Source organism: Luteibacter sp. (assembly GCF_051958795.1).
Lineage (GTDB): Bacteria > Pseudomonadota > Gammaproteobacteria > Xanthomonadales > Rhodanobacteraceae > Luteibacter.
In genome coordinates, this window is sequence record NZ_JBQCFT010000306.1 from 1 (window position 1) to 11,851 (window position 11,851).

Annotated in this window: 12 protein-coding genes; 5 read left to right on the forward strand and 7 right to left on the reverse strand. The window is 67.2% G+C overall.

The features are described 5' to 3' along the window. The coding region (priA, locus tag ACTHLF_RS15805; protein WP_440328441.1) for a replication restart helicase PriA at nucleotides 1-1,464 on the reverse strand (1,464 nt) is incomplete at its 3' end. Nucleotides 1,465-1,834: 370 nt separating this feature from the next. Continuing rightward, on the reverse strand, nucleotides 1,835-2,989 hold the full coding sequence (locus tag ACTHLF_RS15810; protein ID WP_440328443.1) for a DUF3667 domain-containing protein: 1,155 nt from the start codon (nucleotides 2,987-2,989) through the stop codon (nucleotides 1,835-1,837). Between the two features lie 90 nt (nucleotides 2,990-3,079). On the opposite strand from ACTHLF_RS15810, the gene ACTHLF_RS15815 reads away from it, so the two are divergent. Both ACTHLF_RS15815 and sppA read left to right on the forward strand, forming a co-directional pair. Next, nucleotides 3,080-4,465: an MATE family efflux transporter gene (locus ACTHLF_RS15815; protein WP_440328445.1), complete on the forward strand. Its 1,386-nt coding sequence runs from the start codon at nucleotides 3,080-3,082 to the stop codon at nucleotides 4,463-4,465. Nucleotides 4,466-4,517: 52 nt separating this feature from the next. Further along, nucleotides 4,518-6,443, forward strand: a complete 1,926-nt coding sequence (gene sppA / locus ACTHLF_RS15820; RefSeq protein WP_440328447.1) for a signal peptide peptidase SppA — start codon at nucleotides 4,518-4,520, stop codon at nucleotides 6,441-6,443. Between the two features lie 137 nt (nucleotides 6,444-6,580). Here sppA and ACTHLF_RS15825 read toward each other — a convergent pair whose 3' ends face one another. Then, entirely contained in the window at nucleotides 6,581-6,796 is a 216-nt protein-coding gene (locus tag ACTHLF_RS15825) for a hypothetical protein (protein ID WP_440328449.1), read from the reverse strand. A gap of 120 nt (nucleotides 6,797-6,916) precedes the next feature. Between ACTHLF_RS15825 and ACTHLF_RS15830 the strand changes: the two genes are divergently transcribed. Continuing rightward, nucleotides 6,917-7,699 (forward strand): SDR family oxidoreductase, encoded by a 783-nt coding sequence (locus ACTHLF_RS15830; protein WP_440328451.1) that lies wholly within the window; start codon nucleotides 6,917-6,919, stop codon nucleotides 7,697-7,699. Here ACTHLF_RS15830 and ACTHLF_RS15835 read toward each other — a convergent pair whose 3' ends face one another. Beyond that, nucleotides 7,700-8,344 carry a DUF4124 domain-containing protein gene (locus ACTHLF_RS15835; protein ID WP_440328452.1) on the reverse strand — a complete coding sequence of 215 codons (645 nt, stop codon included), beginning with the start codon at nucleotides 8,342-8,344 and terminating at the stop codon, nucleotides 7,700-7,702. A 2-nt stretch (nucleotides 8,345-8,346) separates the two neighbouring features. Continuing rightward, on the reverse strand, nucleotides 8,347-9,291 hold the full coding sequence (locus tag ACTHLF_RS15840) for a DegV family protein (RefSeq protein WP_440328453.1): 945 nt from the start codon (nucleotides 9,289-9,291) through the stop codon (nucleotides 8,347-8,349). A 201-nt stretch (nucleotides 9,292-9,492) separates the two neighbouring features. Between ACTHLF_RS15840 and ACTHLF_RS15845 the strand changes: the two genes are divergently transcribed. Next, nucleotides 9,493-10,278 carry an AMP nucleosidase gene (locus ACTHLF_RS15845; RefSeq protein ID WP_440328455.1) on the forward strand — a complete coding sequence of 262 codons (786 nt, stop codon included), beginning with the start codon at nucleotides 9,493-9,495 and terminating at the stop codon, nucleotides 10,276-10,278. Between the two features lie 3 nt (nucleotides 10,279-10,281). Here the strand turns inward: ACTHLF_RS15845 and ACTHLF_RS15850 are convergent, their stop codons facing one another. After that, nucleotides 10,282-10,674, reverse strand: coding sequence for a hypothetical protein (locus tag ACTHLF_RS15850; protein ID WP_440328456.1), 393 nt, complete (start codon nucleotides 10,672-10,674; stop codon nucleotides 10,282-10,284). Next, nucleotides 10,671-11,240, reverse strand: coding sequence for an RNA polymerase sigma factor (locus tag ACTHLF_RS15855; RefSeq protein ID WP_440328458.1), 570 nt, complete (start codon nucleotides 11,238-11,240; stop codon nucleotides 10,671-10,673). The genes ACTHLF_RS15850 and ACTHLF_RS15855 overlap by 4 nt, the downstream gene beginning before the upstream one ends. A 119-nt stretch (nucleotides 11,241-11,359) precedes the next feature. On the opposite strand from ACTHLF_RS15855, the gene ACTHLF_RS15860 reads away from it, so the two are divergent. Next, nucleotides 11,360-11,719 carry a DUF6249 domain-containing protein gene (locus ACTHLF_RS15860; protein ID WP_440328459.1) on the forward strand — a complete coding sequence of 120 codons (360 nt, stop codon included), beginning with the start codon at nucleotides 11,360-11,362 and terminating at the stop codon, nucleotides 11,717-11,719. Nucleotides 11,720-11,851: the final 132 nt, after the last annotated feature.

The following is an 11,851-nucleotide window of genomic DNA, read 5'->3' on the forward strand; positions in this document are numbered from 1 at the left end:
GCGCTCGGTGCCCTGGCCCTGCGGGCTGAGGTTCGTCGACTGGCAGGCCGGGCACGCGGCGGGCTGCGCGATCGTGTTGTCGCAGTGGTGGCAGATCAGCCGGCGCCGCCCGGCATGCAGCGTCATCGGCCGCTCGCAACGGGGGCAATCGGCGTGCCAGCCGCAGTCGTAGCAGAGCAGCACCGGCGCGTAGCCACGGCGGTTGCGGAACACCAGCGCCTGCTCGCCGCGAGCGACGCAGGCCGCCACCGCGTTCACCAGCGTGGGCGAGAGCCCGTGATCGAGCCGCTGCGCACGCATGTCCACGATTTGCACGCGCGTGGGCTGGGAGGCGCCGGGGCGGGCGCGCAGCACCAGGCGCTCGTAGCGGCCGGCCTCGACATTGGCCAGGCTTTCCAGCGAGGGTGTCGCCGAGCCAAGGACCACCGGTACCCCGTGCGCCTTGGCGCGTACCAGGGCCAGGTCGCGGGCGTGGTAGCGGAAGCCTTCCTGCTGCTTATAAGAAGGGTCGTGTTCTTCGTCCACGATGATCAGGCCGGCGTTCGGCAGCGGCGTGAACACCGCGGAGCGCGTACCGATCACCACGCGGGCGCTGCCGTCGCGGGCGCGTAGCCACGCTCGGGCGCGGTCGCCCTCGGCCAGGTTGGAATGCAGGACCTCGATGGCGATGCCAAGCCTTTCGCGCAGGCGGCGCACCGTCTGCGGAGCCAGTCCGATCTCGGGGACAAGCAGTAGCGTCTGCTTACCCTCGGCCAGGGCCTTCTCGATCAGCGCGAGATAGACCTCGGTCTTGCCGCTGCCCGTGACGCCATCCAGCAGGTAAGGCTGGAAGCGCCCGAGCCCTTCGGCGACGGCGGCGACGGCGCGCGCCTGTTCGTCGCTGAGCGCGGGGCCGGGGGCGGGCGTCGCCGGTAGCGTGCCTTCCCTGAGTTCGAGCTTCTCGACGAGGCCGGCCTCGATCAGCCGGCGCGCGGCGGCGCGCCAGTCGGGCAGCGCAAATCCCAGCTCGTCGGCGGCACGCGGGCCGTCATATAAAGCGTCCAGCAGCGCGGCCGATCCACCCTTGCGAGAACGGGCATCCCGGGCGGCGCGACCCTGCAGCGTCAGCGCCCAGACTTCGCGCCCGGTCGGGGGCAGCGGCTTCGGCTCACGCAGGGCGAGGGGCAGGGCGTTGGCCACGGCCTCGCCGGGCGCACCGGCCCAATAGTCGGCGGCCCAGGCCAGCGTCGCGAGCAGCTCGGCATCCAGCAGGGGCCCATCGTCGAGCACCTCGCTGGCCCGCTTCAGCCGCTTCGCCCCAACCGCCGGCTCGGCGGCGGGATCGATCACGATCCCCACCATCTCGCCACGGCCGAACGGCACGCGCACGCGCGAACCCGCCCCGGCGACCCCGGCCAGGGGCGGCAGGTAGTCGAAAAGGGTGAGCAGGGGGACCGGCAGGGCGACGCGAAGAACGGATGACATGCGAGGCCTAGTTTAACGGGGTCCAGCGATTTCGCTGGTCAATGATTAACCACGGGGGCGAGGGCATGGCGGCGAATGAAGTGCCGAGGGAGAGGAATCCAGCCTAAGTGCCCGTCCGCCGGGGCCTTTCAAGGTTATCCACAAGTGCTGTGGATAAGTCTGTGGATGAGCTTCGGATGGAGGGCCTCCAGGCGCTTGGTAGAGCCGTGCCGATCATCTTGAACACATTTTAACCAAGCTGAAATATAGCATGAAATCAACGAGTTAAAATTGCGATGCCCGGCCGGTTCACCGCGCGTCCGCAAAACCTTGACAAAGGCGAAGGGACCTCGGCGCCTGTGCACAACCGCTTGCTACTTAGGAAAAAATCCTAGTGGGAAATACCGATGATGATGGCGATGGTCAGGGCGAACATGAGTAGCCAGAAATAGACGCTGCCTATCAACCAATACTTAAGGATAGTCATTCCCCATCCTTGCCGGTACACCCGCTTCTGCATGATCAGCAGGTAGACCGGTATCCATACCCACATCGCGAAGCTCACCACGCCGATCACCCCGCCGGCGAAGGGCACATGGGGGCCGATGGCGCCTTTGGCGTACCCGAGGAGCGTAATCAGGAGCAGGGCGAAGAAAATGAAGGCATGGCTGTGCAGCGCCACGATCAGGTGCTCGACGTACAGGCGTCGGCGGAACACGTAGAACAGCTTCAGGACCAGCGCGAAGACCGGGATCATGACGAACATGGTCTGTGGCAGGACACCGAACACGCCTTCCACGATGCGTGCCACCGCCTCCTTGCGCTGCGGGCCGTGGTTGCTCAGCAGCGCGAGGTTCAACTTCAGGTGTTCCACACCGGTGGTGAGGCGCGCATTCACCGCAGCCGGGAGCCAGCCGATGTCCACGGCGTCATGGCGGGACATGAAGTCGTCGTGCTTGAGCTTCACCGCGTCGGGATCGTTCTCTCCGACCTCGGCCGGGATCAATGGCGCCTTGAGCTCGGCGAGCCGGCGGTTCGCCGCCTCACGGATCACGCCGCGGGCCGCCGCGAGCCCCATGCGGGCTGGCGCGGGGACGTTGGGATCCTTTTCGGTCGCCAGGACATCGCGGATCTGTGCGCGGTACTGCTCATGGACGTCGTCGGCCGTCTCCGCGGTCGCGAATGCGGAGATCGAGTCCTGCTCGCCGCTGGATTCCCCTAGCTTCGAGCCGCTGATCGCCAGGTGGATGAAGAAGAAGCACAGCAGGCAGAACACGAACATCAGCCGGAACGGTGCGATATAGCGCACGCGGCGGCCGGAGAAGTATTCCAGGGTCAGGAATCCCGGCTTCGTGTAAAGCGGGGGCACCGTGTGGATGATGCGCTCGTCCATGTGGAAGAAGATGTCGCCAGCGTCTTCCAGCATGTGCGAGACAGGCTTGAGCACGCTGTGGATCGACTGGCCGCATTCGTGGCAGAACTCACCCTGCAGCACCGCTTCGCAGTTCGCGCAATGCAGCGCAGGTGACGGCTTGAGCTCGTTCATCCGCTGGTTTCCCCGTTGATTGTCCCCTTACCGTGCGGATGATGGCATGCGGCCGGGTACAATGGGCGGCCCATTCGTCGTGTCTCCCCCATGCCCATCGACCGCGCCCGCGCGCGACGTGAGATCGGCGCCACCACCCGGTTGGCCCTGCCGATCATCGCCGCGCAGCTTTCTTCCGTTGGCCCCAATGTGGTCGACGCGGTGCTGGCTGGCCACCAGGGAGCCCATACCCAGGCCTCGGTGGTCACCGGCGTGAACATCTGGGTGCTCGCCATCGTGGCCGGCATCGGCACCATGATGGCCGTGCCACCCACCGTGGCCCAGCTGGATGGCGCCAACCGCCGCGGCGAGATCGGCCCGGTCTTCCACCAGGCGCTGTACATCGCGCTGGTGCTTGGCCTGATCCTGGGCGTGGCGGTGTGGCACGCCTCGCCGCTCATGGGTCTGTTCCACGTGGTGGAATCGATGCGCGCGGACGTCACCGCCTTCCTGCATGCCATCGCTTTTGCCGCGCCGGCGCTCACGGTGTACTTCGCGCTGCGTGGGCTTTCCGATGGCCTTTCCATGCCGCGCCCCTCCATGTATTTCAGCATCGGCGGCACGATCGTGCTGGCGCCGCTCGGCTACGTGCTGATGTACGGCAAGCTGGGCCTGCCGGCGCTTGGCGCGCGCGGCAGCGGCATTGCCACGGCCACCGTGCTGTGGCTGGAGCTGATCGGCTTCGCGACGTACGTGCTCCTGCATCGCAACTACCGCGACCTCAACCTCCGTACCCGCATGGCCGCGCCGGACTGGAAGCAGATCCGCCAGCTGCTGCATATCGGCGTGCCGATGGCCGTGACCCTGCTGATGGAAGCGGGCCTGTTCGTCGCGGTCGCGCTCATGATCGGCCGGCTGGGCGAAACCGTGTCGGCCGCCCACCACGTGGCGCTCAATGTCGCGCAGGTCGCTTTCATGATCCCGCTCGGCGTCTCCATGGCGATCACGGTGCGGGTCGGTAATGCGGCGGGGCGGCGTGATGCGCCCGGCGTCCGCTATGCGGGCCTCTCCGGCCTGCTGCTGGTGCTGGTCACGCAGCTGTTCTCGTCCGGGATCATGATGCTGATTCCGGCGCCCATCGCGCGGCTGTATACGAGCGACGCGGCGGTGGTCGCCACGGCCGCGCAGCTGATGCTGCTGGCCGGCGTGTTCCAGTTTGCGGACGGCATCCAGGTGGCCTCCAACGGCGCGCTGCGTGGCCTGAAGGACACCCGCGTGCCGATGGCGCTCACCCTGTTCGCCTACTGGATCGTCGGCATGCCCGTGGGCTGGTACCTGGCGTTCGATCGCGGCCTGGGCGCGCGCGGCATGTGGATGGGCCTGGTGGCCGGCCTGACCGTGGCCGCGGTGCTCCTTTTCGCAAGGTTCTGGCGGACCAGCGGCCGCGCCGACTGGCCGGAGGACGTGGGCGACGCCCCCGTGCCATTCCACACGTGATGCCGACGGGGCAACGCGCTACGCTGCGCGTAACTCGGAAGGAAAGCCCACGATGCCGGATCCGCTGAACACCACGCCGCCGCCCCTGCCCGGACGCCCGTCGTCCGTGCCGCCGGTACCCCCGCCGCGCCGCAACGGCTTCGGCCGGTTCCTGCGCGGGCTGGGCCGTGGCCTGAACATCACCCGGCTCATCATCCTCAACGTGCTGTTTTTCGGCGCGCTGGGCATCTTCTTCCTGCTGGTGTTCATCGGCAGCCGTGCCGATGCCATCCAGGAGAAGACCGTACTGGTGCTGGCGCCCGATGGCGCCCTGGTCGAGCAGTACAGCGCCGATCCCGTGTCACGCGCGTTCTCGCGCATGTCCGGCGATGGCGTGAAGCAGGTGCAGGTACGCGACCTGGTGCGCGCCATCGACAGTGCGGCGAAGGATGATCGGATTACCCGGATCCTGCTCCGCACCGACAAGCTGCAGGCTGGCGGGTTCGCCGCGCTGCGCGAGGTCGGTGCCGCGCTCGATCGCTTCCGCGCCGCGGGCAAGCCGGTGATCGCGTGGGGCGCGAACCTGGAACAGGGCCAGTACTACCTCGCCGCGCACGCGGACAAGATCTATGTCGACCCGCAGGGCGGCGTGATCGCGACCGGCCTGGCGAACTACCGTCTGTTCTACAAGGATCTGCTCGACAAGATCGGCGTGCAGGTGCACCTGTTCCGCGTCGGCCAGTTCAAGAGCGCGGCCGAGCCTTTCATCCTCGACCACGCATCGCCCGAATCGAAAGAAGCCGACGCGTTCTGGCTGGGCGGCCTGTGGACGACCTGGATCGATGAAGTGGCGAAGCTGCGCCATATCGATGCCGCCGCCCTGCGCGCCGACGTGGATGGCCTGGCCGAGCGCGTGCGCGATGCGAAGGGCAGCCTCGCCCAGCTCGCCGTCGACGAGAAACTCGCCGATGGCATCGCCTCCGACCAGGACATCGTGCGCATGCTGCGCAAGGAAGGCGTGCCGGCGGGTCGCAAGGACACGGGCTTCCGCCAGGTCGAGCTCGGTACTTACCTTTCGGATCGCGGTCTGAATACCGTCGACATGCTGCAGACGTCACCGGGCGTCGCGGTCGTGGTGGCCGAAGGCGAAATCACCGGTGGCAAGCAGGCCCAGGGCACGATCGGCGGCGACTCTACCGCCGCCCTGATCCGCAGCGTCCGCGAGGACCGCCGCACACGCGCGCTGGTGCTGCGGGTGAATTCGCCCGGTGGCGAGGTGTACGCCGCCGAGCAGATCCGTCGCGAGGTGGAGCTCACCCGCGAAGCCGGCATCCCGGTCGTGGTATCGATGGGTGATGTCGCCGCCAGCGGCGGTTACTGGATCTCGATGAATGCGAACCGCATTTATGCCGAGCCGAACACCATCACCGGTTCCATCGGCATCTTCGGCATGTTCTTCACCGTGCCCGATACGCTGGCCAAGCTGGGCGTGAAGAGCGATGGCGTCGGCACCAGCCCGCTCGCCGGCGCGTTCGACGTGACCCGCCCGCTCGATCCCAAGGTCGGCATCCTGATCCAGAGCATCATCGACAAGGGCTACCGCGATTTCGTCGGCGGCGTCGCCAAGGCGCGTAGCAAGGACTTCGCTGCGATCGACGCGATCGCCCAGGGCCGCGTGTGGACCGGCGAGCAGGCGATGCAGCGTGGCCTGGTCGATAAGTTGGGCAGCCTGGACGATGCGGTGCGCGACGCCGCGCAACAGGCCAACCTCGGCAAGGATTTCAGCGTGCGCTACGCGGAAAAGCCGATGGGCGCGTTCGAACGCGTCCTGACCAACGTGGGCGACAGCACCGAGGCGCGCGTCGTCGTGTCGTGGGGCGTGCACCTGCCGGCGTGGGTATCCGAACTGCCGAAGCTGGCGCCGGAGTTTGCCCTGTTCCGCACGGCGGAAGCAGGCAAGCCGCATGTGTACGCTTACTGCTTCTGTTCGCCGCGGTAACCGCAATACCCGCGCTGACCGCGATACCCGTAGGAGCCCACCCTGTGGGCGACAGCTTCTCGCGATGACGCTGCAGGCCCTGTAGCGCTGTCGCAAAAGATGTCGCCCACAGGGTGGGCTCCTACGAGGCGTGCTGATTATTGGGTCTGCGCATCAACCGCCTTGCGCTGGTCTTCGGCCTGCTTGTCGACCGTCTTCTGCACGTCCTGTGCCTTTTTCTTCTGCGCTTCCAGGCTGTCCCAGGGGGTCTCCACGCGCGCCTGGGGCGCGGGCGGCGTCTGGGCGGGCTGGGGCGGTTTGGAGCAGGCGGCGCAGGTGGCGATGAAGGCCAGCGGCAGGGCGTAGCGGATCATGCGGTGGTCCTCAGGCAGTAGGGCGTGAGTCTCCCGCCGCGCGGGCCTGAGCGCAATCGCGGATCATGGATTCCGTCGCGCCGGTCATACGGTACGATCACCGGCATGGAGGACTCCCAGATGCATCCACGAATGGCCGCCTGGCGGCTCGATGGCCGCACGGCCCTGGTGACCGGCGCCAGCAAGGGCATCGGTTATGCCTGCGCCCGCGAACTCGCCGTGCTCGGCGCCAATGTCCTCATGGTGGCGCGGGATGAAGATGCGCTCGAGGAAGCCGCGCAGGAGCTCGCCGAGGAATGCCCCGAGGTCGACATCCTGGTGATGGCCGCCGACCTGACCGATCACGAGGACCGCCTCGCCGTCTTCGATTGGGTCAACGACATGGAGATCGAGCTGTCGATCCTGGTCAACAACGTGGGCGGCAACATCGTGAAGTCCACGCTTGCCTATACCGAGGATGATTACCGCAGCATCTTCGAGCTCAACGTGTTCTCCACCTACGAGATGTGCCGCCTCGCGCACCCGCATCTCGTCGAACACACGCACGCGGCCATCGTGAACATCGGTTCGGTGTCGGGTATCCAGCACGTCCGCACGGGCTCACCGTACGGCATGAGCAAGGCCGCGATCCACCAGCTCACCCGCAACCTCGCGTGTGAGTGGGGCGAAGACGGCATCCGCGTGAATGCGGTGGCGCCGTGGTACATCCGCACGCAGCGCACCGACCCCGCCCTGGCCGATGCCGACTATCTCGATGAAGTGCTCGACCGCACGCCCATGGGCCGCGTGGGTGAGCCCGAAGAAGTTGCTGGTGCGGTGGCCTTCCTCTGCCTGCCGGCCTCGAGCTATGTCACCGGCGAGGTGATCGGCGTGGATGGCGGGTTCCTGCGCTACGGGTTCTGATCAGTCGCAGTTCTGCAGCTGCGAGCGCAGCTGCACATCCTTCGCATCCAGTGGCCCGCGTTCGCTCTTGAACGCGTTGCGTATCGCCTTCTGGTTCACGTCGTTCTGGTCGCGCAGGGCGCCGCAGGTTTCGGCAGGCGACATCGGCCGGCACTGGTCCCGCACCCACACGTAGTTGCTGGTGGCGATGGCGGCGGCATTGCCCTTGCCACGGTTGATCTCGGGGAACGACGACACGGCGGCGTTGCGGCTTCCGTAGGTGTTCGCGAGCCCGTTGTCGACGGCGACAAGCACACCGAGCGGCGCGGCATAGGCATCGGGATGGCCGTTGCTGCTGGTGTAGGTCTTGCCGTCGGTGGCGCGCACGCACAGGTACAGGGTGGGCAGCGGTGCGGCCGGTCGCGGCGGGGTTTCGTCGGTGACCGTCAGCTGATCGCGCGATGGCGGTGCCGTCGGCATCGGTGCCACGCGCCCGTCGGCCGGCGCCGAATCGGTGAGCTGCAAGACTTCCTGGTGCTGCTGTTTCGCACACGGCGCCTGCTGGTAGATCGTCTGCCCGCCGGCCACGCACTTGTAGACGGTTTCCGCCTGTGCGCTGCCCATGGGCAAGGCAAGGAGCAGCGCGAGGACGCAACCGGCGCGCATGCTCAGAAGTCGGCCACGTGGTCTTCGGAAGCAAAGCCCAGGGTCATCGCGCCTTCGCCCACGTTGACCATGCCGGTGATGCTCATCGGTGTTTCCAGCATCTCCACGCCGGCATCGCCGCAGATGCGTACGAGCGCGTTGTAGCCCGGCAGGTTGCGCATGTCATCGAGATCGCCGCCGTAGCTCAGCGTGAGCGAGGGCACCAGCAGGCCAGCCTGCACGCGCTTGGCCGTGTAATCGAACAGCACCTGCGCGCCGTGCTCGAAACCGCGCACCTTGCCGACCGGGCCGGTCTCGCCGCGGTGGCCACGCAGGATCGGCTTGATGTCCAGCGCCGTGCCGAGCATGGAGCTGAGGAAGCTCACGCTGCGGTCGCCCTTGCTGCGCGCCCGCGAGCGCAGGTAGTTAAGGTCGCGCGGGAGCATGTAGCCATAGGAGCAGTCGGCGATGTGCGCCGCGCGTTCGCGGACTTCGGCGGGTGACTTGCCCGCCTGGATCATGCGCACCGCCTCGGCCACCGCGGGCGCGGCGCCGGCAAAGATGTTGCGGGTGTCGACCACGCGCATGAGGAACGGGCCGGAAATGCCGGCGGCCTCGCGCACGGGGCGGTAGTTCTTGAGGATGGCGAAGCTCGCCTTGATCACGTTGTCGTGGATCGGGCTGCGCGTCGCCATGATCGTCAGGCAGACCACGCAGTCGTATTCCTTGACCAGCCGCTCGAGGAAGAGGTTCTGCACATCGTCCACGCTGCTGGCTTCGGTCTCAGCCGAATGGCTCTTGCTGCCGAGGTTCTGGTTGCGAAAGCGCAGGATCTCCGAAGGGTCGCGGTCGTCCTTGAACTTCTGGCCATCCACCTTGACGGTGATCGGCATCACGGCGATGCCGTTGCGTTCCACGAAGTCCTGCGGCACGTCGACAGCCGCATCAATCGCCACACCAATCCGCATCGGGTCGTACCCCCATCTCGTCAGGCCCTGCCGGCCTGGCGGCATGCCCGGGCGCCCATTGCGCCCTGCCCACCCCGCTGCGCCGGATGCTACACTTGCCCGAATGAATTTGGCATCTTGCCGGCGTGGCGTCGCCGGTAACCGCGCCGGCCAGGCCCTCCAGGCCCATCCCCTTGCCGGCGCATCGGCACCGGGTTCCCCATGAAAACCAAGAACGAAATCACCACCAACTGGCTGCCGCGTTACACGGGTACGCCGCTGGATGGCTTCGGCGAGCACATCCTGCTCACCAACTTCGGCCATTACGTCGAGCGTTTCGCCGAGGAAAACGGCGTGGAAGTGCGTGGCCGCGACCGGCCCATGCCCAACGCCACGGCCGATGGCATCACCCTGATCAACTTCGGCATGGGCAGCCCCAATGCCGCCACGGTGATGGACCTGCTAAGTGTCATCGAGCCCAAGGCGGCCCTGTTCCTTGGCAAGTGCGGCGGCCTGAAGCGGAAGAACGCCATTGGCGACCTTATCCTGCCGATCGCGGCGATCCGCGGCGAAGGCACCTCGAACGACTACCTGTTGCCGGAAGTGCCTGCCCTGCCGGCGTTCCAGCTGCAACGCGCGGTCTCCACGATGATCCGCGACCTCGGCCACGACTACTGGACCGGCACGGTGTACACCACCAACCGCCGGGTCTGGGAGCACGACGAGGCCTTCAAGGAATACCTGCGCAAGACCCGCAGCATGGCGATCGACATGGAGACGGCCACCATCTTCGCGGCCGGCTTCGCCAACCACATCCCTTGCGGCGCTTTGCTGCTGGTCTCGGACCAGCCGATGATCCCCGAGGGCGTGAAGACCGAAGCCAGCGATGCCACGGTCACCGCCCAGTTCGTCGAGAAGCACATCAAGGTCGGCGTGGAAGCCCTGAAGCTGGTCCGTCGCCACGGCCGCAGCGTGAAGCATCTGCGCTTTGAGGGCGAGAACGAGTAAGCGTCAGCCTTGCCGGCGGGAACCGGGTAACAAGGCGATGGCCTGGGTCAGCGCCGCGCAGGCGGCCAGGCCCAGCAGCCAGTTTGTGCCAGGCACGTCGAGTTCGCGCAGGGTCATCTGGAAGCGGGCGTCGAACACCATGGCGGCCCCGCCGGTCACGACCAGCACGGCGAGCAGCACGCCGATCAGCCAGCTTTCCAGCCGGGCCGGCTGGCGCAGGGCGCGCGCCCGGGCCTGGGCCGTCGCGGCCACCCGCTCGGCGAAGTCGGGGGGCAAGCCGGGTTCCATGCCCTGGCGGGCCGCGCGGCCGATGGCGGCGTACGGTCCATCACCTCGTTCCTGCGCCTGCCATTCGTTCTCGGCGGCGTGGTTCGTGCGGAAATCGATGTCTTTCATGGCGCGGTAACTCCCATGCTTGGTTCCAGCTCGCCGCGCAGGCGCAGGCGGGCCCGGAACAAATGGCTCTTGATCGTGCCGGTGGCCATGCCGGTGACCAGGGCGATCTCCGCGATGGAGAGTTCGTCCAGATGGTAAAGCGTCAGCACCGTCCGCTGGACCGGCGGGAGCGCCTCGATGGCGGCGTGGAGCAGGGCATCGGCCTGGTCCTGGCCCATGCGCTCCTCCAGGTCGGCCCCGTCACCCAGGTTCTCCAGGAACGCCTGGCCGTCCTCGTCCGCCCCCAGGTCCACGATGTCGATGCGCTTGCGTTCCAGGTGGCGCAGGGCCGTGTGGTAGGCGATCCGGCCGATCCAGGCGCGCAGGGGGCTCTCATAGCGGAACTGGTGGAGCGTGCGGTGTACGCGCAGGAACACCTCCTGGCACAGCTCGGCCGTATCGTCCGGCTGGCGGACCATGCGCTGGACGATATGCCAGCACAGGCCCTGGTAGGTCCGCACCAGGCGCGCGAACGCTCCCGGCGCCTCCGCCAGTACGGCTTCGACCAGGGTGCGGTCCTCAATCATGTCGCGCGATCGTCCATGGGGGTAAGGGATACGCCCAATCGGCGTTCGGTTGCAGTGCAACCGGTCATGGCCTGGACGTATCCATGTTCCCAAGACCCACCTTCGCCAGGAGCCGTGCCATGGACAATATCGTTTTCCTCGTACCGATCAGCCTGTTTGCCTCGATCGCCCTGGTGATCAAGTGGATCGTGGAGGCCCGCTTCCGCGGGAAGATGATCCAGGCCGGCATGACCGGCGACCTGCAACGCCAGTGGTTTGAGGAAGAACTCAACCAGCGCCGCCAGTCGGCCCTGCGCTGGGGCGCCGTACTGGTCGTCGTGGCGATCGGCTTCGGCATTATCCAGGCCGCCGGCTGGGATGAAGTGAACCCCGGGGTCGTCGCCGTCCTCGCCGCCTGCACCGGCATCGGCAACCTCATCTACTACGCCATCTCCCGCCGCGTCACGGCGAACCAGTCGATCAGCCTCCCGCGCAGCTGATCGTGGGAGCGGGGGGGGGGGGGGGGGGGGGGGGGGGGGTGCACACCCCGCCCCCCGCCCCCCCCCCCCCCGCCAGCACAACAAAAATTTGTTGGGGGGGACGAGGGCCGCCCCACACAAGTGAGGGGAGAG